The sequence below is a fragment of the Ruegeria sp. HKCCA4008 genome (assembly GCF_013033125.1).
In the GTDB taxonomy this organism is placed as follows: domain Bacteria; phylum Pseudomonadota; class Alphaproteobacteria; order Rhodobacterales; family Rhodobacteraceae; genus Ruegeria.
Genome location: NZ_WQDM01000010.1, coordinates 103,791 through 126,943, shown reverse-complemented (window position 1 = coordinate 126,943; position 23,153 = coordinate 103,791). Strand labels below are relative to the sequence as shown.

The following is a 23,153-nucleotide window of genomic DNA, read 5'->3' as shown; positions in this document are numbered from 1 at the left end:
TAACCCATTGGTTTCTAATAGGAGTCGCACTTGGAAGTAGCGCGCACCCCGGGCGCATTCACAACACGTATAATGATGATTATGGTAAGTTCATTTGGTGCGGGTGGAGGGACTTGAACCCCCACGCCTTGCGGCGCCAGAACCTAAATCTGGTGCGTCTACCAATTTCGCCACACCCGCAACCAAGCGCGTTTGCGCTAGAATGAAGCGGTCAATAACAAAGCTTGCATCGGAGTGCGAGAGGGAAAATTCGAGGAACGCAAAGTTTGTGACTTGCCGGGCTGACTGGTTGAAAACTTGAACCTGTTTTCGGCCTGGTTGATACCGCAAGCGACGCAACGGTCGCGAAGCCGGAGGCGTCTGAAACCCTACCTGCAACCGGTTTGAGAGTACCTATATGAAGCTGCTTTACGGCTTTTGGTTCACATGTTGACGCCTGGTACAATCAAGTCGTCAAAAAACGCGCTAACGTTGAATAGACGCCAACACTTCAAGTCGGAACTTGTGCCGCCAGACTTAGTGGAGAATCAAGGCACAACGGGCCAGAGTTGATGCAGTCTGACCCGCAAAACTGCCTCAGACTGTGCTGCTGGAACTGCCTGGGCATTTGGTTCCATCCTCCAGATCCGGTGTTTTCAGTAAAGCAACAAAACATAAATATTTGTTTTTATTCAGAAGTATGAAGCTAAAAGATTTTCGACCTCCAAATCACTCGAATGCACCTGTGAAGACGTCGCCTTTGCCTCATTTGGCTGCGCCTACTATGCCTGCATACAAGCTTGTCTGACGTTTCAAGGTCCGATCTGCCGCATCGAAATACTCGCATCGGTTGAGGCATTCTTATGAGAGATCGACCACATTGCCGCCACAATTCAACCGCTAAAAAATCTTATTCGCGCCAAAATAACACCGCCTTAAAGGTACTTGTTGTTTATCAGGAGTTAATGAGTCTTTTTGCCACTTTGGCGCCTGTACGAGTTTTTTTGCTCAACTCCAATACAAGGCTTTCTGCTGTGACCGATTTGAATCCCTCCGCTGCCGCCGAGCAAGAAGCTGTCTTCTTCGCTCGTGAGAGTTTCCTTGGTGAGCTCAAGACTCTGAATCGCGACCACCCGACCACAGGCTTTGGTATTTCCCTTCGAACGCATTCCGGTGAACATTACCTGCTTGCGAACGCACGCATGCCGCTGCCAGCTGCAAAATCCGAAGGTTTCCCAACCGGGCGCCGCGTTGCTTGCCTCGAGAACGGCGACCGCTTCAGCTCGATCGAAGTTCTGGCCGACTCCAAATCGTTCGAGACCATTTCACCTCGGGCCGAGGCCGAAATACTGGGCAACGCATTGGACCTGATCGCGCGGATCGACACTCTGACAAGCGTTCCGGCGGGGCGTGTCGCGCACGCACCCGAAATTGCTGCAACGGGAACCGGAGGTTAAGCATGGCGCGCAACGATCACCTTTTGTCTGTGGGCAACGAAGCACTGGCACCGATGACGGCAACCATGGCTTCACTGACGGCTCAGATTGATCAACTGACTGAGGTGGCTGATGCGCGCTCCTCGGCACGGCTGGCGACGCTCAAGACCCGGATGGAGAACTTTACCGCCAGCGTCACGATGGTGGGCCAGGTCAAGGCCGGAAAATCCTCGATCGTCAATATTCTTGCCGGGCACCCCGGCCTGCTTCCGTCAGACGTCAACCCGTGGACGTCGGTGGTTACGACCCTGAACATCAACACGCGCCCACCCGGTGATACAAAGGCCAAGTTCACGTTTTTCGAGCAGGAAGAATGGGACAACCTGATGGTCGGTGGCGGTCGTCTTGGCGAATTGGCCAATCGCGCCGGCGCTGATGACGAGATGGAAGACATCCGCCGCCAGATCGGTGAGATGAAGGCCAAGTCAGAGGAACGTCTTGGCAAACATTTCGACCTGATCCTAGGTCAAAGCCATCAGTATGATCATTTCGATGAGGAACTGATTCAGCGTTATGTTTGCCTGGGCGATGAAGACGATCCCGATATTGACCCCAAAACGGGCCGGTTTGCTGATGTTACCAAATCAGCCGAGCTGTATATGGACATTCCGCAATACCCCATCGCGCTGAAACTGTGCGACACGCCGGGTGTGAACGATACGTTCATGGTGCGTGAACAAATCACTCTGCGCAGCCTACGCGGATCCGAAGTCTGCGTTGTGGTGTTGGCGGCAAGCCAGGCCCTGACGACAATGGACATGGCCCTGATGCGCATTATCGCGCAGTTCGAGAACCGGCAGATCATCCTGTTCGTCAACCGGATCGACGAGCTGTCCGATCCTGTGAACCAGGTTCCAGAGATCCGTGACCGCATTCAGGACACGCTGAAACAGAACAATATCGACACAAATACCAGCGTCGTTTTTGGCAGCGCACTGTGGGCCGAAGCGGCGTTGACCGGGAACCCGGATATTCTGACAGAAGAATCGCGCCAGGCCTTGAATACGTTCTACCTGGCCGCCGGTTTCGGTGATCAGGCGGCCTCGCTCGACAAAATCTGGGCGCTGTCCGGTCTGCCCGATCTGCTGCTGGCCATGAATGAGCGCATTGCAGACGGTGCCGGAGCGCGCCTGATGGACCGCGTCCGCCATCGGGCGCGTAACATTGCCAGTCAGATCCGCGCGACTGCGGTTGCCAAGAATCTGTCCGAAGGCGAAGGCGTTGCACGGGATCTTGACGGCGTGTCGCCCGAAGAGGCGATAAACACGGTGTCAGCCGAATACGAAAAGAAAGCCGCCGAATTGACAAATGCGCTGCGCGACAAAGTGTTGGAGCGTCTGAAGTCAGCAGAGGACAATTTCGTCAAACGCGCAACGGACTCTTTGATCGCGCATCTTGAAAAAAATGGCGAACAAGGCACGTGGCAATATGATCCCGCGGGCTTGCGGACGCTGCAAAAGGCTGCCTATTTCAGTTTTGCCCGCGCCATGCGAAAGGATGCCGGGGCGTTGTACGCAACCGCTGCTGCGGACGTCGAGGCGCTTTATCATAAGATACTCGGCAACCATCTGGGCGAATTCAGCATCGAAGCGCCCATTGTTCCCCGTGTTCCGCCGCCTCTCGGCATCGGCCGGACGATCGCACTGGACTTGCAAAGCACTTGGTGGCGACGTTGGTGGCAACGCCGAAAGGGGTTTGAGGCATATGCGGCGGATTACACGCGGCTGATCGCGTCCGAGGCAAACTCGATCACCAAGGATATCGAGGAAAACCAGATCGCGGCGGTTCTGGAAAACGTCCGCGCGATCCTGACGGATTTCCTGCGCGAGCAGAAGGAAACCCTGCTGAGCATCTCGTCTTCTGCCGACAAGAACCCGGGTCAGACTGCGGCGGCGATGGCGGGCTTGCAGCCACAGAAATCCAAGGACGAGATTCTGGGTGACATACTGAAAGATCTAAGCAACGAAGCGGCATAAGTAGAAAAATGGCAAAAGATACACAAACACGCTTTGTTTCTCCGAAGGCATGGGAACGCATCGAGCAGTGGTCCCGTCGCAAACCGGTTTTCGCCCTGATGGGCGAGTTCAGCGCCGGTAAATCCACGTTGATGAACTTTTTGCTGCGAACGCAGACCTTGCCGACGCAGGTGACGGCAACCCAGTTGCCACCGGTCTGGTTTAGCTGGGGCAATCAAGCGCCCTATATAAAACGCCATGACGGAAGCACTGAACTGATCGAGCTGGATCAGCTTGAAACCGTTGGCGTCAATGACGCACAGTTCATCCGCATCTTCCTTGAGGCCGATATTCTGGAGGCTGTCGACCTGATCGACACACCCGGCATTTCGGACCCCAAGATCTCGACGGATGTGTGGCAACGCGCGGTGGGTCAGGCAAACGGCGTTTTGTGGTGTACCCACGCGACACAAGCCTGGCGCGAAACCGAACGCGCGACATGGGTTTCCCTACCCGAGAGGTTGCAACACAACTCTTTGCTTTTGGTGACGCGGGCAGATGCCCTGAGCCTCAAAGACCGTCAAAAAGTACTGCGCCGCGTTAACCGCGAAGCTGGTCACCTGTTCAATCGGTCCATTCTGTTCTCGGCCCGCGACGCAATCACTGCCCGGGACAAGACAGGCGATGCCGAGATGTGGTCGCGCAGCGGCGGAGGCAAGATGATCGACAGTTTCCTGGAGATCACAGAACAGATTATGGACAACCGTGCCGATCAGCTGGCTCGATACCAGATCGACAAGAGCCAGGCCGACGCACCCAAAGTCAAACCTTTGCGCCCTGCCCGTTCATCAAACGAGCCGACAGCCAGAGACGAAGCCGCACCCTTGAGGTTGGTGAACCCATTGGAGGCCGCCGGGCAATCGAACGCTGTAGGCGAAACAGTTGTAACCAGCTTCCCGGTACGACCTGCCCGGGTCGAGCGGCGCTCGGATGAGGCCGAGCGGGTTCGGATCGATGCGGAAGAGGCTGAACGGCTGCGCGCAGAGATGACGGCAGAGCCGGTTCCGCTGCCCGTTGAACCCGACACAAGCGATGATCTGCGTTCCTTTTTCAAGGACACCTCGAACGACCCGCTGGAATTGACGAATGTCGCGGGCCTTGAGGATGACGAAGACGAATTCGAGCTGTCCGTTGACGCCGATCTGGAGGACGCATTGGATGACGACACGGGCGCTCTGGATGATGCTGAAATCAGCCCCGCGCCTCTTGCGGCTGTTGACAATTCCGATGATGTGCTTGCCTCGCTGAACACTTCGATGCAAGAGACCCAGATCGTGCCGGATGGCGAAGAAGAGGAATCCGAGCAGGCCGATTTGGCTGAAGATCGCGGCATAGAAGTTTCTGTATCCTCGATTACGGCATTGATGGCCGAGCAAACCGGCAACACTGCGGATGAGTATGAGCCGGAACCCGAAACCAGCGGTTTGATCGAGGCGGCCACCACCGAACAGGTTGACGCAGTTGAAAGAAGCGTTGCCATGCTGAGTGGCCTGCCCGAAGTTGCGGTCGGATCGCCTCTCAGCGCGTCGGATATGTGGCAGGAGGTTTCGAGAAATGAAGACCTGCCGCAAGATGCAGAAGGGCTGAAGAATGTATTCAAGGCCTTTCTGGCCGAGTTTGATCAGATCGCCATTGAACACAACGAAAGGCAAACCAAAGAGGCACTTCGATCCATTCCGAAAGCCAAAGAAAATAGCGGCGCTGAATGGCATGTGTTGTAAGGGTATCCGAATCGAGCTAGTGAGAAACTCATAAATGAAAACAATGGATTAGATGTCTATTCAAACCGCACTGAACTCCGCCATGGAAACGATACCCGACTGTATAGCAGCCGGGTATATCGACATGGAGACAGGGATGCTTTTGGGCAGCTCTGTTTCAGATCCCGACTGCGCGGATTCGTTGGATGTTTTGGCGGTGGCTGTGGCCAATCTGTTTCAGGGGCGCGGGGTTGCAGCCTTTGAAGCGCTCTTGCGTCAGGCTGGCAGTGCAGACGAAGAAAGCGCTGGCTTTGGGGAAGTCGCCGTTTTTTCCAAGGACAGGCTAAACATCTTTCTGCGGACCAAGGAATATCCTGATCATGTGGTCTGCTATATCTGCCGCAACAGTGCGAATGTCGGACTGGCGCTTACCAAATCACATCTCAGTCTGGGGCCGGTTGCGGCTGCGGTTTGAACGGGACCAGAGGGGGTCACGGCATGATGGACACGGACATTCTCGACCTGCTTGAAGATATCAGGCGGACCTCGGTCGCACGGCTGTCTCCGACCGTGAGGATCGCAGGAGAAACAGCGGCCGCGCGTCGTTCTGCGGTATTGCGGGCAATCCGCGGCACAGTATTGCCACGCCGGTTGGAATTCACTGCCGCAAACGGGGATTGTCTGGCAATCGAGGTGAACAGCTCCCGGATCACCGATGTTTTCAAGGTACCGGCAGGTGAGATTCCGGACTTTGAAACGGAATCACGCGCCGAATTGATTAAGAAGCTGGCTGGATTGGTGTCGGAGATCTCCGCATCGCCTGCTCCGCTTGAGTTGACTTCGGGCAGACCGGACACAGCGCTTGAAGTGGATGAGGTAGGTATCACCTTCAGCGAAATCGAGAAAGCCTGCGCCGCCATCGAGCTTCCGTCCGAGCCTATTGTTTCCGTCGTCCCGAGTGCTGAGAAACCTGTTGATGACTCTCTGCCCGCCGAGGCAACACCCGATGCAGCGGAAACACTTGCCCAACGTTTTTTTGAAGCGTCGAGCCGCTTTGCCTCGGGTCGTGTGTTTGTGGACAGTTCGGACGAAGCCGCACCCCTTTTGGAAGGCGTTTGCAAGCCATCTGAGCCGATGCATCCCGACCAAGACACGCTGGCCCGTTTTGTGGCTGATCTTGCCGGCTGGGATGGCGACTCTCATCAAGAGAGTGAAGACCCGCAGTTGATTGTCATGCGGCCATCGGGCGGGAAAGGGGCCGGTCTGGCCGTTTTGAGTGACGGTGGTCAGATCGCGGTCGCCATCCACGAAGCCCGCAAACTGGGGGCGGTCGTCAACCTGTGGACCGCTTTGCAGGAGGCCGAAAAATGATTGCCTCCGTTGAATTCAAATTTTCGACTACTTCAATCTGTTTTTTATTGTAACCAGGGTAATGAGTAATGAGTGAAACACATCGTCGCGAACTTATTCGCATAGCAGAAGAAATGAACGGGGCAACCAATGATGAAACGCGCCAGTTCATTTCGCGCATCATTGGTGATCTTAGCAATCTGAAACCATCAATTGCGTTTGTCGGCCAAATCAAGGCTGGAAAATCGCGTCTGATCAACGGCTTCACCGGTCAGGCAGAGTATTTGCCTTCGGATGTAAACCCCTGGACAACCGTTATCACTGATATGCATTTCGGCCACCCGTCCGGCCGGACGCAGGGTGCCGAATTCCATTTCTTCGACAATTACCAATGGCAATCGCTGATCGCCGAAGGTGAAGAACTGCGCAACATGTTTCCCGATGACGAGGACAGCTATAAGCGCGAGATGATCGAGGAACAGGTCGAGGCCATGAAGGTCCGGGCGCGTCGGCGTCTGGGTGACAGCTATGAACAGCTGCTGGGCCAACAGCACGATCTGGACGAACTGACGTCAGATGACCTCGCCAGATATGTCTGTGCCGGGGATGATCCGTCCGAAGACGGGGCTTTGGATCCGGGCAGTGATCGCGGGCTTTACAGCGACATCACCCGCAAGGCCGAGGTCTATTTTGACCTGGGCCATTTTCCGTTTCCGCTGACGGTCACCGACACGCCCGGCGTGAATGACCCCCTGCTGATCCGCGAAGAAATTTCGCGACAGTATCTGAAGGAATCCGATTTCTTTGTGGTGGTGCTGTCCGCGCATCAGGCATTGTCGCGCGCGGATCTGAAACTGTTCCGGTTGATGCAAGCGCTGGAACTTGGGCAGATCGTCGTCTTCATCAACCGTGTGGATGAACTGGGCGGCGGCGCCGAAGACGCGGCCAAGGTTCGTCTGGATGTGTTGGACGGGTTGGAAAAGGCGCTCGGCAACTCGAACATCGATGTCCTGATGGGTAGCGCGCAATGGGCGCATTATGCTCTGACCGGTGATGAAACCGGAGTGAACCACGACCACGTTCTGGCATGGCTGCGCGCCCACCCGGAACAGATGCAGCAATATCTCAACGGTGTGGCCGAGATCAAACAAGGCCCGGGACCGATCAGCCGCGAAGCGGTTCTGCGCTTTGCCGCAATGATCGCGTCGGGCCTGCCCGATCTGCGCCGTCATGTCACTCAGGCTTTGACGGACGGACCGATCAACGAACAGTTGCGAATGGCTTGGCAACATCTCGACAGCTTCGCACGCGGGGAGCTTGAGCGCTCTCAGGTTCGTTTGCGGGCGCTGCAAGATGAAGACGGCTCGGATGTTCGAAATGCCGATGAAAGCGACAAGACACTTGGTGACCTGCGCAAGCTGATTGCTGAAAAAACGCAGGAGATCACGCGTGACATGGATGATGTCCTGTCGAATCTGCGCGGGGTCATGGATGACACTGTCTCGGAATCGGTGGCTATCGTTGTGCGCGGGCCGGACGGCCAGTCGCCTCTGCTGGCAAAGGGCGGAGAGACCGAGCTCAATTTTACACCATTGCGCGAGCGTATGCGTGAACTGGTACAGGGGGCATCGCAAGTTGTTCGGCAGCGCATGCTCAGCGAGCTTTACGCGATCGACATGCATTGCAATGCCGCCTTGCGGGCATTGCCGGGATGGCAAGAACCGGTCGACAATCGCATGAACACCAGTGCTGTACGTTGGTTCAGGCCGGACACCACCGCCCTGACCCGTGGCATTACCGTTGAATTGCGTGTAAACTGGCTGTCGCGTCTGATCTCGCGCAATAGCGTTGTGGCGCGTGCGGAACGGCTGATCGTGCAGGAGTTCGAACTGATCGGGGATGACCTGATCGACACGACCCGCGACGATCTGTTGGAACGGCTGAATACGGTTCTGGACCACTATATGGCCCTTCTGGCCGGTCATCTTGAGCACCGTTCCAACTCAGGAGAACTGAACGCCCAGGCGGAAGCGCAAGGTGCATTCGACAAGGCGCGTCGCATTGCAGCCGAGTTGGAGACGGTTTTTGGAACACCCGATGCGGATGAAAGACAAGCAGAGGCTGCGGAATGATTGAATTTCCCGGAACTGAAAAGGAAGTACGCCAACTGGAGCGCTTCCTGACCGCAACTGAAAACCTGACGCCTGACGCGGCGTTGGAGGATATGCGTGCGCGGGCTCTGTCCCACGCTGAACGTCTGTCAAACGCGGTCAATATCGGTTTCGCCGGGGAATTCGGCGCAGGCAAGTCAAGTCTGGCGAACATGCTGGCAGGCGCGGACATTCTGCCAACCGGTCCGCAGCATCTGAAATTGCCGCTGGTAATCGTCGCCTACGCGGATGCGCCCGAAACGACTGTCGGTTGGTGGAACAGGGAACCAAAGACCTATTCCGGCATTGTGCTGGAAAAAGCGGCCGAGGAAGAGCCCGATTTCATATCGGTGGGCATCAATACACCGGCTCTCAAGGAAATATCACTGTTTGATCTTCCGGGGTCGGGTGCTCTGGATGATACCTACAAGCCGACTTTGGATCTGCTGAAATTCGTCGATTGTGCCATCTGGTGCACAAATGGAACCAATGCCTGGCGCGAGACCGAGCGCCACTTGTGGTCTCAGGTACCCCCCGAACTGAGGGCCAACAGCCTGCTTGCCGTAACACATGCCGATCTGCCACCTGTGCAGGGTGCCCTGGACCGCGTTCTTGCGCGTTTGAACAAGGAAAAAGAAGGAATGTTCCGCGCCGTTGTCCCAATTGGTACGCCGGTCGCCGTGCGTGCCATGGCGCAGGAGCCCGAGCCCGACTTTGCGCTTTGGGAAACCTGCGGCGGGCAGAACCTTGCGGAACACGTGCTGGAAGCGGCATCCGACCGGCGCCGCGGCGATCTGGAGGCTGCGCGGAAAGATTTGCAGCAGGACTTCCTGCCTTATCTTGAGGAGCTGAAGGGCGCAGAGCCAGAGCCTGTTTCGAATGACACCACATCGATGCATTCAACGCTTGGGTCTGCCCTGCCCCCGTTGAACAATCCCATTCTCGAGGACTGGCTGGCCGCAATAGCAAGCATCTATGAAGATCTACGTGAAACCTCTGACATCGAACCGGCCGCGTTTCTGAAAAGCTGTCAGGAGATCGTCGAAGATTTTGCAGAGCGGCTGGAACAAGGTGGCGAAATCGACCCCGAAGCTGATTGGATTCCCGCAGAATTTGAAAAGGCGACAGATTTGCTTTTGTTGCTGCAATTCGAAAGCGGGGACGCACCATTGAAGGACGCAATCAGCATTCTGGCGCAGCTGGGCGACAACCTTGCTTGGGCTGGAAGCACGGTCGCAGCGGCGCATCCGAAAACCGGAACCTGACACTTTCCCGTCAAGATTGAGCTGCATTGCAGCGATTCGAAGGGCCGAGGAATCGGCCCTTTATTGTTTCGAATTCGTGGACCAACACGCTTGATTTCGGGTTTAAGTTTTCAATCAGCCCATATTCATTGTCTATATATTGCCTTATAGGCACCGCTAGGCACAACATAAGCCATCATGCGAAAAACGATCCATAGTGAAGCCATCAGGCGGCCCCAATAAAGTCAAATTTGAAACGTCTAACCGTTCTCAAGTGTCCTGCGGTTGTTTTTGGTTGTGAGTTCGTGGGCTGTCGGCCCGGTTTTTCTAAGCCGCAAAATGAATAGAACGGGCGGATTGAAATGAGCCACAACCAGGCTGTCGGCGCGACGCACGACGAACCGAAAATTGAAGGATTGCAGCCAGGCGCAAAGCTGTTGCGCGGGCAGTATGAAATCCTCCGCTATCTCAGCAACGGCGGATTTGGGATCACTTACCTGGCGCGCGACAGCCTGGAGCGCGACGTCGTGATCAAAGAGTGCTTCCCCGGAGCGCTGTGCCGCCGCAACGGTGATCTGGTCGAACCAAACGACCCGTCCTTCAAGGACGACCTGCGCTCGATCATTGACCTCTTTATTCAGGAGGCGCGCAATCATGCGCGTCTGGTACATCCCAATATCGTAGATGTGCATCAGGTCTTCGAAGACAATGACACCGCATATATCGCAATGGACCTGATCCGTGGGTGCGACCTGCTGGATTACGTGGAAAACCCGGAAAATGACGGCGGCCCTGATTTCATCGTTCAGGTCACCGAAAAAATGCTGTCCGCGGTATCTTTCATTCACCAGAGCGGCATGTTGCATCGGGACATTTCGCCGGACAACATTCTGATTGATGAAAACGGAGACCCCGTCCTGATCGATTTTGGCGCCGCACGTGAGCAAGCGGCGAACAAATCGGCAGCATTGCTGACCCTGCGCGTGATCAAGGATGGATACTCTCCGCACGAATTCTATGTCCGGGGCGCGGATCAAGGGCCCAGCAGCGACCTCTATGTTCTGGCCGCCACGCTTTATCACGCGATCAGCGGTGAACGCCCAATCGACGGCCAGAGCCGCCTGAACGCGTTCAACAACGGGCAGGATGACCCCTACACGCCATTGACCGGTCGTTTCGAAGGATACCCAGACGGGTTCCTCGAGGCGATTGACAAGGCGATGGAAGTTCACGCCACGGATCGTCTTCAATCTGCATTGGATTGGTTGCGCATGTTCCGCGGCCCTGGCGTCATGTTCGACACATTCGCCTATCGGCCCGTGTCCGTGATTGTCGGCATGGATCGCAAAGACAAAGAGGAAGAAAAGGCCCGGATCAAGGCCGAAAGCGAGAACGCCGAAGCCGTAGTTACGGCCCTGCTGGCCGGAAACTCGGACATCGTTCTTGGCAAAGAAGACAAAAAAGATGTCGATCTGACCAAAATCTCAAAGAAAGAGGAAACCCCGGTCGCTGTCGATACAGTGGTTCAGAGCGGGTCCGGCGGCAGCGGCAAGCTGATTGCAGGCGCGGCTGTTGTTGCAGTTGCGTTGGCCGCGGGTGGTTTCTTTGTGATGTCCGGCGACAAGACGGAAGACCAGGCAGAAACACCTGTCGCGCAGCCCGCGGCAGACATACAATCCGCCGAGACAGAGGCGCCCGTTACAGATCCTTCTGTCACAGAGGCCACCGATCCCGAACCCGACGTGGCCATCGCACCCGAACCCAAGCCGGAAGAGCCTGTCGAGCAGGCACAACCAGTACCTGCGGAGCCAGCTGCCACAGAAACAGTCTCCGCAGACACTGAACTTTCCGAGGATCCATCGCATTCGGAACAAGCGACTGATATTGCAGCAGTGTCTGAGATCGAGACCCCTGCGACTGATGCGATTGCCAACGCCGGTGTTCCGGCGGAACAGCAGGTGGCGTTTGCGCATTGGGATGTCGATATCCCCTTCCAGACATCCCGCCGCCGCGGCTCGACCGGAGCCACCATTGCAGTTACGGGGGTGGACGCCAATCAGGACATGAGCGTGATCGGCGATTGGGTACAGCGTGGCGCTGTCATCTATACCCTGAATGGCAGCCCGGTTCGTCAGGATGTTCCTTTTGCGGCGCAGGTTCTGGATAACCTGAAGGTTGACGCCGATGGGTACACAAGGGTTGCTGCCCGCTATCGCCCGCTGGGTCAGACCCGGGCGCAAAATGGTCTGTTGGCCCTTCCCGCCATACGATCCGTTGGTTTGGAAAATGGTTACACCTTTACCGTTAGCGCCGAAGGCAATAGCGGATGGCAAACCACGGTGAACGCAGTTCCGGCTGACGCGGCAGGAAGCCTGCAAAAAGACGATGTCCTGCTGAATGAAAGCCATTCCGGCATCACATTTGACGGCTCGGAAAGCCTTGATGAGATGCTGGCCGCACTCGTTTCAAGCGAGCAGCCCGAGGCAAATCTGACAGTGTTGCGCAATGGGGCCGAGACGGCCGCAATCATGCAGCTTGCACAGGAGTAATCTGACCGGTTCAAAAGTGATCTGCCAGTGTGTGTTTGCTGAGGGTGGTATCAAGGTTTGCCACCCTGGCGGGAACCGGCCCGCCGCAGAATGTACCAGTTCCCATGGGTATCCATTGAGTGGCTCTGCGCTGACGTGCAGGGAACAGTAGCAGCTTACGACGCGGCTTATCTGCGTCACTAACTTGAAGGTGTCGACACCATGTTCAAATACAAAAGCCCTCTGAGCCGGCTTCTCGAAGGTGCCGGCAAATCCAAAGAAGAAGACGTTGCCGAGAAACCGGCCGCAGTAGACGGCGCCGTAAGCGAAGAAGAAAAGCAGGAACCCATTGCGGATTTCAACGCTTTGCGCGCCGCCCTGGCCGGTGGAAACATGACATCCGAATCCTATGAGGAAACGGAGGAACTGATCCCCGAAGAAAAGATGCCCGAGTTCGACGAGGCCGAGCCGGAGGCAGTGACCGAACCCGAGGAGTCGATCTTCGCCGAAGACAGTTCGGAAGAAGACAACTTGGAAGAGGACGACGCTCCGAAAAACGTTCTGGTGGAAGAGCATGTCGAAGAACTGGTTGAGGTCGAGCAGGTTGTCACCCTGCATGTGACGGAAACACCCGCCGAGACTTCGCCAGAGGAAGCAACGGCCGAGGTCGTGTCCGAACCTACCGAGCCAGAAGTCGGCGAGGTTGAGGTTGCCGAAGCTCCGGCCCTAGAAACGAAGCAGGTCGAAGAGACCCCTGAGCCGGTGATTGAGCAGGTTGCACCAGCCCCCGCCCCGGTCGAGGATCGCCGTTCACGGGTCAAGACGACATTTCTGGGATTTGAGCGCGCCGATACGCATGTTCAGGACTTGATCGAATCCTCCGAACCCGTGGCGAAAGCAGAAGCGGCGCAAGAGACATTCCCGGTGGGCTGGCTGGTAGTAACAGCCGGTCCGGGACGAGGTTCAAGCATTACGCTCACCGAAGGCCTGATGCAAATCGGACGCAACGATGACCAGGCCATTCAGTTGGATTTTGGCGATACCGGCATTTCGCGCTCGAACCATGCAGTCATCGCCTATGACCCCGAAGACCGGAAGTGTTACTTGGGCCATGGCGGCAAGGCCAATCTTGTACGTCTAAATGGCAAACCTGTTCTCAGTACCGTGGCCCTGTCCAGCGGAGACCTGATCCGCATCAGCGAAACCTCGATCCGGTTCATGGCCTTCTGTGACGACGGCTTTGATTGGCGGGATTCCTGATTGATGCTGGCAACTCCGGCATATGATGTTGCGCTGATCCTGAACCAGGGTCAGCGGGAAACGCAGGAAGACGCGATTGCGGCCCGCATGTTTGACGCGTCGGACGCGGGCTATGTTGTGATCGCGGACGGTATGGGTGGCCATGAGGCGGGTGAAATAGCTTCGGAAATGATAGTGGCCGCATGGCGCGACGCGCTGGATGCAGAACTTGAGGCAGACACCCTCAACGAAGGATCCGCGATAGATGCGCTTCCTTTGGCCGCCATGCAAGCCAATGCCGCGATCGCCAACTACACCGAGGCCCGGGGCCAGGGGTTCAACATGGGATCGACCATGTTGGGTGTCCTTCTTCTGGGGCGGCGTGTGTTCTGGATTTCGATCGGCGACAGCCCTCTTTACCTGTTTCGAGATGGAGCGTTGACGCAGGTCAACGAAGACCACTCGATGGCACCCGTGATTGCGTCGAAAGTGGCTTCGGGAGAGATCACTGAAGCAGAAGCACGGGAAATAGACTGCAATCAATTGACGTCCGTGGTTACGGGCGGGGCCATTCCCAAAGTGGACTGCCCGGAAGATCCATTGATCGTGTCGCCCGCCGATGTCCTGATCCTTGGAAGTGATGGGTTGCAGTACATCAGCGACGCCGAAATTCAGGACATTCTGCGGGATCATCAACAGGGTCTGGCACAAGACATTGCCGAAGCATTGCTGAGGGCCGTGCAGGCCAAGGGCGACCCGGATCAGGACAACGTTTCTATCGCAGTGGCGAAACTTACAAGAACCTAAACAGGCAAAGCAACAGGACCCATGAAAAAGCACTTACTCATATCAAGCCTTGCCCTTGCCGCCGCCACGGGCGCGGCAACTGCGCAAGAGGCGTGTTCAAGTTATGAAATTCAACGCGGCGATAGCTTACGGGAATTGGCAATCGAAGTGTATGCGACGGAAGACTTTCGCATCATTTTCGACGCGAACCGGGATGTTATCGGTTCCAACCCCAATATCATCCGTGTTGGCGACGTTCTGGAACTGCCATGTCTGGAAGATGTCGGACGCGCTCCGGTGCTGGCTGACACCGAGGCAGAGCGGCTGGCTGCGGAAATGGCGGCTGAACTGGTAAAAGCCGCAGAAGAACGCGCTGAAAAAGCTGTGGCCGAAGCAGAAGCACGTGTTGCCGCAGCGGAAGCCGAGGCAAAGAAAGCGAGTGAAGACGCGGTCGTTGCAGCACGGGCTGCTGCCAAGCAAGAGATCGAAGCCGCCCGCGCCGAAGCTGCTGCTTTGATCCGGAATGCCGGAACGGGTGAACGGCCCGAAATCCGGGACCGTCAATTGCTGTTGATCACCGGTGGGAACTACGCTCCGTTCACCGATGAATCTCTGCCCAATCGGGGGCTCTATACCCATCTGGTTGAGACAGCGATGTTTCGTGCCGCTCCCGAACAGGCCTACAAGATTCAGTTCGTCAATGACTGGTCATCCCATCTGGACCTGTTGATGCCGACGCTTGCATTTGACGCCACCTTCCCCTGGTCGCGCCCCAATTGCGAAGAGGCCGTTGCGCTGTCGGAAGATGATCGCAACCGGTGCGAGACCTACAATTTCTCAAACCCGTTCTACGAGGTTGTGGATACGTTCTTCGCCCGGGAAGGTTCCGGCTATGAGGAGACATTGACCTATGCCGACTTTGCCGGTGCAACGATCTGCCGGCCGGAAGGTTGGTCCCTGTCTCACATGGACGCGGTAAGCCTGTACGAACCGGTCATCAAACTTCTGCGCCCAACGTCACCGGATGATTGCTTTCACTCTCTGATGGAAGGCACCGCAGATATCGTTGCCATCGAAGCACATCTGGCAGCCGAGGCAATAGATCGGCTTGGGTACAAGCACCGGATTATCGAAAACCCCAACCTTGCGGCCATCAAGTCGCTTAACGTCATGACCCACAAAGATAATCCTGATGGGGAAGCGATCCTTGAGACGCTGAATCAGGGTCTGGCAATCATGCAGCAATCGGGCGAATGGCGCGACATCGTGTCAACCGCCCTGCGTCATCAAATGGAAAATGGATAAGGCCCCGATCTGGCCTGACAAACTAAAGTCTGGAGGAAGTGGACATGTTTAACGAAAAGATAAAGAAGGTAGCGCTTTCAGCAACCGCGATCACTGCTCTGAGTGCGGGCGCCGCTGCGGCGCAGGAAGCTTGTACCAACTATACCGTCCAAGACGGTGACACCATGGCGACCATTGCAATCGCAGCTTATGGCACGTCGAACTATCAGCCGATCTTCAACGCGAACCGGAACGAAATCACCAATCCCAACGCTCTGGAGCCAGGTCTGGTTCTGGCCCTTCCCTGTGAAGACGGCAGCCTGCCCAATGGTCAGAGCGCGCAGGAAATCATCGCAGCTGAAGAACAACGTGCAGCCAGCGTCAAACGTTCGAGCGTCTACCAGCCGCCGATCAAGCTGGTGACCGGCAATGGCTGGGCACCTTTCGCAGATGAATCGCTGAACGGTGGCGGAGCAATCACCCGTTTGGGCACCACGGCTTTGCAGCGCGGCGGCAACGCGCGCGACTATTCCGTAAGCTTCGTGGATGACTGGAACTCGCACCTGGAAACTCTTCTGCCTCTTGGCGCCTTTGACGTGTCCATGGCGTGGAACATGCCGGATTGCACCAACCGTACTTACGAATGGTCCTGGGAAACCGAGGTGCGCTGCACACAGTTCGATTCATCTGTTCCGGTCTACGACATTGTCGTCGGGTTCTACACCATTCCGGAAAGCCAGTATGCGAATGCGACAACCTTTGAAGAACTGAAGGGCGCCACGATCTGCCGTATGGATGGCTGGTTCATCCATGACCTGGAACAGGAAGGTCTGCACAATGGTGAAACCATTACGCTGATGCAGCCGATCACCGCACGTGAATGCCTGGACGCGGTCCTTACCGGCACCGCAGATGTTGCAACTTTTGAAGTTCAGCTGTTCTCGGACACAATGGTTGAAATGGGACTGAACCAGAACGACCTGGTTGAGAACCCGTACGTGACCTCGCTGTCCTCGCTGCGCTTTATCAGCCACCGCAGCAATCCGTTCGGCAAGCAATACCTAGCGATGTTGAACAAAGGCCTGAACGAGATGCGCGAAACCGGGGAATGGTACGCGATCGTCTCCGACACGCTGCGCGAGCACAACGAAAAACTGATGGCAGCGTCGAACTGATCCCTCGGTTCAGCTGAAACTTTGGGGCCGGTTCTTCAATCGGCCCCTTTTTTGTCAGCGTTAAACACGAGGTTTTTCAGAATGACAAATTTTGGCCTCTTATCTGCTTCATAACAGCCTCAAATGCGCAGCACCTTCTAACCCCAAGCACGATCATCATTCAATTGATGCCAATGAAAGAGCGTGATTTGCATATGATACAGGGCGCCTTCGATATTCAGAACAGCTCACCGTCGTCGACGACCAGATCGGATTTGGACGTTGCAGTGATCTTGCCCTGCTTCAACGAGGCCGTTGCCATAGGTGAAACCGTTCGGCAATTCCGCGCGGCCCTGCCCGACGCGACGATTTACGTATATGACAACAATTCCACAGACGACTCCGTCAAGGTCGCGCTTGAGGCAGGCGCCCTTGTCTATTCCGAAACATACCAGGGCAAAGGCAACGTGGTCCGTCGTATGTTTGCCGACGTTGACGCGGATGTCTACGTTATGGCTGACGGGGATGCGACCTATGACAGCGCGGCGGCGCCGGAATTGATCGACCTGCTCGTTTCGCAGAATCTGGATATGGTCAACGGCGCCCGTGTGAATGAAGAAACCGAAGCCTATCGACGCGGCCACAAATTTGGCAACGCGTTGTTCAGTTGGCTTGTGAAATTCTTCTTCAACAGCAAAATCAACGACCTGCTTTCGGGTTACCGCGTTTTCAGCAGACGCTTTGTCAAAAGCTTCCCCGCGGTATCAAACGGGTTCGAGATTGAAACAGAGCTCACAGTTCATGCGATGCAGATGCGCGTGCCAATCGGTGAAGTTCAAACAAGATACTCGTCACGCCTGCCAGATTCGAACTCCAAGCTAGCGACGTTTTCCGACGGGTGGCGGATTCTCAAAATGATCGGCTTGTTGATCAAGGATGAAAAGCCCGTTGCGTTTTTCCTGTCATTGGCCGTGTTGATGTTTTTACCTTCGCTCTTTGTGTTTGTATCCGTATTCCGGGAATTTTTGGAAACAGGGCTTGTCGATAGAATTCCGTCTGTCGTCGTCGCAGTATCCGGTTTTGTTGCGACAATGCTGTCCATCGTCTGCGCTTTGATTCTGGAATCTCTGGCTCTTGCCCGGAGGGAAGCACGTCGTCTGTCATATTTGCAGCACAAAGGTGTAGCTGCGTCAGGCGTTGACCAAATCAAGCCATCGCTTGTCGAGGCTCAAACCCGTCGATTTGGCTGATAAAAATCAACCTCCAGTTCAATGCTAGGCAAATGAACGGCCTGTTCGCGCGTAAGCGTCTGAACACGCTGGTTTGTTCAAGGATTTGGTGAACCAGATACGCAAATGGCCAGCACCCCAAATGCTGGCCATTTTTCTGAGTGAGTGATATAGCCCTAAGGCCTCACCAGTGAAATTCTTTGTCCCCAAATACCTAACGCGGACTGAAAACCGGCGCTATTGGGGGAATCCCGTAAATCTTAAATTTTTCCAAAAATCAGGTTCTTTCGATCCTTGCTGACCGCCCTGTTCGCAGTTTCAGGAAAGCGGTCGAAACTTGCGCCTGGCGTCCGGACGGCCACGCGCTGAAATCCAAACTGATGCCCAAGTGTTTACCGGGCACACATTGCGCAAGTCGTTCATAGAACCTGACAAGGTTGGTTTTAACGGCGTAGCCACAGCAAGCTACAGATCGTCAGGCGCAAGCTTCGGCGCGGGTCTTTTGGCAATCCCGCGTTCCATGAAAAGGACCGCGCAAAGGCGGTCCCTTCGTGTTTTGATGTCGGACGAAACTCGCCCGCCTGTTCGACGGCGATCAGCCGATGATTGCGTTCAGTGTAGCGCTGGGGCGCATCACAGCGGCGGTTTTGGCCGGGTCAGTGTGATAGTATCCGCCCAAATCCACCGACGGTCCTTGGACTGCGGCCAGCTCCGACAAGATCTGCTCTTCTTTGTTTGCCAGCTCTTTTGCAAGTGGTGCCATTTCAGCTGCCAGATCGGCATCGTCAGATTGGGCAGCCAAGGCTTCGGCCCAGTAGCGCGCGAACCAGTAGTGGCTGTCGCGGTTGTCCGGTTCGCCGACTTTTCGACTTGGCGACCGGTTGTTGTCCAGAATGCCCTGAGTTGCGGCCTCTGCCGCAGCGCCAAGAACACCTGCCTTCGCGTTTCCTTTGGCGTCGGCCAGGAAGTTCAGGGATTCCCCAAGCGCGCAGAATTCACCCATCGAATCCCAGCGCAGGTGATTTTCCTCGACCAGTTGCTGCACGTGTTTCGGTGCCGAGCCCCCTGCCCCGGTTTCGAACAGGCCGCCGCCATTCATCAGCTTGACGATCGACAGCATCTTGGCCGAGGTGCCCAGTTCGAGGATTGGGAACAGGTCGGTCAGATAGTCACGCAGCACGTTGCCGGTGATGGCGATGCTGTCCTTTCCGGCGGTGATGGTTTCCAGCGTCTGGCGGGTTGCCTCGCGCGGGGCCATGATCTGGAACTTGTCAGCCACGCCCGCAGCCTTGAGCGCCGGTTCCACGTATTTGATCAGCTCGGCGTCATGGGCGCGGTTCGCATCCAGCCAGAAGATCGCCTCGGATCCGGTCAGGCGCTGACGGTCCATCGCCAGTTGGATCCAGTTTTCGATCGGCGCCTTCTTGACGGTGCAGGCCCGCCAGATGTCACCCTTTTCGACTTCGTGCGAATGCAAGGTCTCGCCATTGGCAAGAACGATGCGCATTGTGCCGTCGGCGGGTGCCTCGAAGGTGGTCGGGTGGCTGCCGTATTCCTCGGCCTTCTGCGCCATGAGACCAACGTTTGCGACCGCACCGGCAGTGGCCGGATTCAATGCACCATTGGCTTTGAAGAACTTGATGCTTTCATCATAAACAGTTGCATAGCACCGGTCGGGGATGACGCAATTAGTATCACCCTTGGCACCGGTCTCATCCCAACCCTTGCCGCCCGCGCGGATCACCGCTGGCATCGAAGCATCAATGATCACGTCGGAAGGAACATGCAGGTTGGTGATACCCTTGTCGCTATCCACCATATACATGGATGGACGATCAGCCTTGATCGCGTTTATTGCGGCGACGATCTCGGCATTGTTTTGTACCCGCTCAAGCAAGTCGCCAAGACCCGAGTTCGGATTCACACCCAGCGCATCCAGTTCCGCACCGAATTTTTCGAAAACCGGCGCCAACCAGGCCTTGACCGCATAGCCAAAGATGATCGGGTCCGAGACCTTCATCATCGTGGCTTTCAGGTGCAACGAGAACATTGTGCCGTCTTTCTTGGTGTCCTCGATGGCCTCTGCAAGGAAGGATGACAGTGCTTTGACCGACATGAAGGTCGCATCAGCCACGGTGCCTTCTTCCAGCGGCCACGCGTCCTTCAGGACAGTCACACTGCCGTCTTTGCCGACAAACTCGATCCTTGCATCGCCTGCCTGGGCAGCGGTGATGGTGGCCGATTTCTCATTGGCGTAAAAATCGTTGCCCGACATGGACGAGACTTTGGTTTTGCTGTCCGAGGTCCATTCGCCCATGGAATGCGGGTTGTTGCGGGCATAGTTTTTGACAGCCCGCGCCGCACGGCGGTCACTGTTACCTTCACGCAGAACCGGGTTCACGGCCGAGCCTTTGATGGCATCATAACGCGCACGGATCGCCTTTTCTTCGTCGGTCGAAGGTTCTTCGGGATAGGCCGGGATATTATAGCCTTGCGACTGCAACTCTTCGATGGCGGCAACCAGTTGCGGAACCGATGCCGAGATGTTCGGCAGCTTGATCACATTGGCGTCCGGGGTCTTTACTAGCTCACCCAATGCCGCCAGATCGTCCGAAACACGCTGCTCATCCGTCAGGTTCTCGGGGAAGGCTGCCAGAATGCGCCCGGCCAGTGAAATGTCCTTGGTGCCCACGCTGACGCCAGCAGCCGAAGCGAACTTGCGAATGATGGGCAGGAACGAGGCGCTGGCCAGTTCGGGCGCTTCGTCTACAATGGTATACAATATGTCGAAGTTCGATTTATCTGCCATATTCTTTTACCTTTTTAAGCCTTTCGGGGCGTGCGATCCAAGAGTTGAAGCCACTTCAGCGTGGCGCGGGAGGGGCGCGATCACGATACCGCCCCTGGGTGACTCTGTTTTGACAGGGCCTCCCTTAAATCACGTTGCGCTGGGAATCAATGATCTGTGCCCGCGCGTTTTGCCACGGGCTGGGTGTGGATGGCTTTTGATGTCATCAGCTCAACGTTTCACCCACCTGTCTCTGGCGTTTCCCTTCAGGTCACGCCAAGTGTTTTCCATGAAACTGTACGGCTTGTCCCACGAAGTTTTTCGGGTTGCGGCCAAGGATTACCGAAATCTCTGCCCTGTCTCGGGATCAAATACCATGGCACGGTCAGGTTGAATGGATATGCCAATCCGGTCGCCGGTTTTGCTGCGCTGGTCATCTCGCTCTTCGACGATCAGTTTGTCGCCATTTGGCGTCAGCAAATACGAGTAGGATACACCCCCAAGCGCTTCTGTCAGGTCCACGGTGCAGATGTCCGCAGACCGGTCGATGTGAATATGTTCAGGGCGCATCCCCAATGTCACCTTGTCCTTTCCGGCAGGAACAGCTGCCGAGACCGGCAATGGCTGGCCCAAAGCGGGATGGGTGACATGGCCGTCGGCATAATCGCAATCAAGAAAGTTCATCGCGGGCGAACCGATGAAACCTGCAACAAACCGGTTGTCAGGATCACGGTACAGATCCATCGGGGCGCCGACCTGTTCGATCCGGCCATCGCGCAGCACCACAATCTTGTCGGCCATCGTCATGGCTTCGACCTGATCATGGGTCACATAGATCATGGTTGCACCGATTTCCTGATGCAGACGCGCGATTTCGACGCGCATCTCGACACGCAATTCAGCGTCCAGGTTGGACAGGGGTTCGTCGAACAGAAAAACCTCGGGCCCGCGTACAATCGCCCGCCCGATCGCAACCCTTTGCCGTTGCCCCCCGGACAGGGCCTTGGGTTTGCGCTTGAGATAGGGGTCAAGCTTCAGAATGCTCGAAGCCTCCTGCACCTTCTGGTCGATCTCGGCTTTTGGGACACCGTTCATGCGCAGGCCAAATCCCATGTTTTCGGCCACTGACATGTGCGGGTAAAGCGCATAAGTCTGAAACACCATCGCCACGCCGCGCTTGGCTGGATCCATATGTGTCACCTCGCGCGATCCAATGTGAATCTCACCTTCCGAGGTTTCTTCCAGCCCTGCGATCATCCGCAACAACGTGGATTTTCCGCACCCTGAAGGCCCTACAAAAACGCAGAACTCTCCATCTTCGATTTGCAGATCGATCCCATGAATGACCTGTGTCTGACCATACCGTTTGATTGCCCGATTCAGAGTTACACCTGTCATGTCATCAGCATCCTGTCGTTTTTGGAACTTTGGCCTGTTTCGGGAAACCGCCAGGCTTGTGCCTCGGTTCCAATTTGTTCGGCCACACGCCGCAGGCGCGGCACCCAGGCTTCGAGTTGATCGAAATCCATACGTTCGGTGGACCCGGTTATCGAAATCGCGCCAAGCATCCGACCGTTTGACGTCAGAACTGGGCAGGCGATGCAAATGATGCCCGGCTCGTGCTCTTCATCATCGATGGCAAATCCCCGGCTGCGAATTCTGCCAAGATCAGCCCGCAACATCTTTTCGGATGTCAGCGTTTTGTCGGTAAATCGGTGATAGCTTTGCTGCGACACCGCCTTGTTCAGCGCATCTTCATCCAAGAAGGCCAGCATCGCCTTGCCGACCCCCGTGCAGTAGGCCGGGCCAACTTTTCCAGCCTGAGAGTACATCTCGATCGGTTGTGCGGCGTTGCGTTTGTCGACGTAAAGAACCTGACTGGAATCAAGTTGCGCCAGATGCACTGTTTCACCGGTTTCTCGGCTGAGGGCATCCAGAAAAGGCCGCGCTATCGGAGCCAGCGAGCTTTGCGTCCATGCCGCATGGGCCAACCGAACCAACCGCATCCCGGGCGCATAGGTCTGCCTGTCGCGGTCATAAGACAGCATTCCTTGGTTGGTCAGGGATTGCAGAAATCGATACAGGGTTGCCTTTGGAAAATCGCTGTTTTCCAAAAGTTCAGCGAATCGAACAGGGCGCTCGAACGATGCCACGTGATCCAGTACATCACATGCTTTGCCTATAGTTCCGTCACCTGACACGGGCCATCAT

At 56.0% G+C, this 23,153-nt stretch carries 16 protein-coding genes and 1 tRNA gene; 13 read left to right on the top strand and 4 right to left on the bottom strand.

The features are described 5' to 3' along the window. Positions 1-95: 95 nt before the first annotated feature. Positions 96-180 (bottom strand) — tRNA-Leu (locus GOW60_RS18625). 662 nt (positions 181-842) lie between these two features. On the opposite strand from GOW60_RS18625, the gene GOW60_RS18620 reads away from it, so the two are divergent. The 13 genes from GOW60_RS18620 (at position 843) to GOW60_RS18560 (ending at position 18,175) form a co-directional block, all read left to right on the top strand. Continuing rightward, positions 843-1,436: a hypothetical protein gene (locus tag GOW60_RS18620; RefSeq protein ID WP_253282610.1), complete on the top strand. Its 594-nt coding sequence runs from the start codon at positions 843-845 to the stop codon at positions 1,434-1,436. Positions 1,437-1,438: 2 nt separating this feature from the next. Further along, the gene (locus GOW60_RS18615; protein ID WP_152460280.1) at positions 1,439-3,451 is read left to right on the top strand and encodes a dynamin family protein; all 2,013 of its coding nucleotides are present in this window, start codon (positions 1,439-1,441) and stop codon (positions 3,449-3,451) included. A gap of 8 nt (positions 3,452-3,459) precedes the next feature. Beyond that, positions 3,460-5,211 (top strand): dynamin family protein, encoded by a 1,752-nt coding sequence (locus GOW60_RS18610; RefSeq protein WP_171230449.1) that lies wholly within the window; start codon positions 3,460-3,462, stop codon positions 5,209-5,211. Between the two features lie 52 nt (positions 5,212-5,263). Then, a complete protein-coding gene (locus GOW60_RS18605; protein WP_152460278.1) occupies positions 5,264-5,665 on the top strand; it encodes a hypothetical protein in 402 nt (133 codons plus the stop codon). A gap of 23 nt (positions 5,666-5,688) precedes the next feature. Then, complete coding sequence (locus GOW60_RS18600; protein ID WP_171230448.1) at positions 5,689-6,561, top strand: hypothetical protein; 873 nt, start codon at positions 5,689-5,691, stop codon at positions 6,559-6,561. Between the two features lie 68 nt (positions 6,562-6,629). Then, on the top strand, positions 6,630-8,672 hold the full coding sequence (locus GOW60_RS18595) for a dynamin family protein (protein WP_171230447.1): 2,043 nt from the start codon (positions 6,630-6,632) through the stop codon (positions 8,670-8,672). Then, on the top strand, positions 8,669-9,955 hold the full coding sequence (locus GOW60_RS18590; RefSeq protein ID WP_171230446.1) for a dynamin family protein: 1,287 nt from the start codon (positions 8,669-8,671) through the stop codon (positions 9,953-9,955). The genes GOW60_RS18595 and GOW60_RS18590 overlap by 4 nt, the downstream gene beginning before the upstream one ends. Positions 9,956-10,296: 341 nt before the next feature. Further along, entirely contained in the window at positions 10,297-12,483 is a 2,187-nt protein-coding gene (locus GOW60_RS18585) for a serine/threonine-protein kinase (RefSeq protein WP_171230445.1), read from the top strand. Between the two features lie 201 nt (positions 12,484-12,684). Then, positions 12,685-13,722, top strand: coding sequence for an FHA domain-containing protein (locus tag GOW60_RS18580; protein ID WP_171230444.1), 1,038 nt, complete (start codon positions 12,685-12,687; stop codon positions 13,720-13,722). A 3-nt stretch (positions 13,723-13,725) separates the two neighbouring features. Next, entirely contained in the window at positions 13,726-14,508 is a 783-nt protein-coding gene (locus tag GOW60_RS18575; protein ID WP_171230443.1) for a PP2C family serine/threonine-protein phosphatase, read from the top strand. A gap of 21 nt (positions 14,509-14,529) precedes the next feature. Next, positions 14,530-15,792 carry a transporter substrate-binding domain-containing protein gene (locus GOW60_RS18570; RefSeq protein WP_171230442.1) on the top strand — a complete coding sequence of 421 codons (1,263 nt, stop codon included), beginning with the start codon at positions 14,530-14,532 and terminating at the stop codon, positions 15,790-15,792. A 44-nt stretch (positions 15,793-15,836) separates the two neighbouring features. After that, positions 15,837-16,946: a LysM peptidoglycan-binding domain-containing protein gene (locus tag GOW60_RS18565; RefSeq protein ID WP_152460270.1), complete on the top strand. Its 1,110-nt coding sequence runs from the start codon at positions 15,837-15,839 to the stop codon at positions 16,944-16,946. Between the two features lie 173 nt (positions 16,947-17,119). Next, positions 17,120-18,175, top strand: coding sequence for a glycosyltransferase family 2 protein (locus GOW60_RS18560; RefSeq protein WP_254444025.1), 1,056 nt, complete (start codon positions 17,120-17,122; stop codon positions 18,173-18,175). A gap of 574 nt (positions 18,176-18,749) precedes the next feature. Here GOW60_RS18560 and GOW60_RS18555 read toward each other — a convergent pair. The 3 genes from GOW60_RS18555 to GOW60_RS18545 form a co-directional block, all read right to left on the bottom strand. After that, positions 18,750-20,963: an NADP-dependent isocitrate dehydrogenase gene (locus GOW60_RS18555; RefSeq protein WP_171230441.1), complete on the bottom strand. Its 2,214-nt coding sequence runs from the start codon at positions 20,961-20,963 to the stop codon at positions 18,750-18,752. A 318-nt stretch (positions 20,964-21,281) separates the two neighbouring features. Further along, positions 21,282-22,340 carry an ABC transporter ATP-binding protein gene (locus tag GOW60_RS18550; protein ID WP_171230440.1) on the bottom strand — a complete coding sequence of 353 codons (1,059 nt, stop codon included), beginning with the start codon at positions 22,338-22,340 and terminating at the stop codon, positions 21,282-21,284. Beyond that, positions 22,337-23,143, bottom strand: a complete 807-nt coding sequence (locus tag GOW60_RS18545; RefSeq protein WP_171230439.1) for an IclR family transcriptional regulator — start codon at positions 23,141-23,143, stop codon at positions 22,337-22,339. The genes GOW60_RS18550 and GOW60_RS18545 overlap by 4 nt, the downstream gene beginning before the upstream one ends. Between the last annotated feature and the right edge of the window lie 10 nt (positions 23,144-23,153).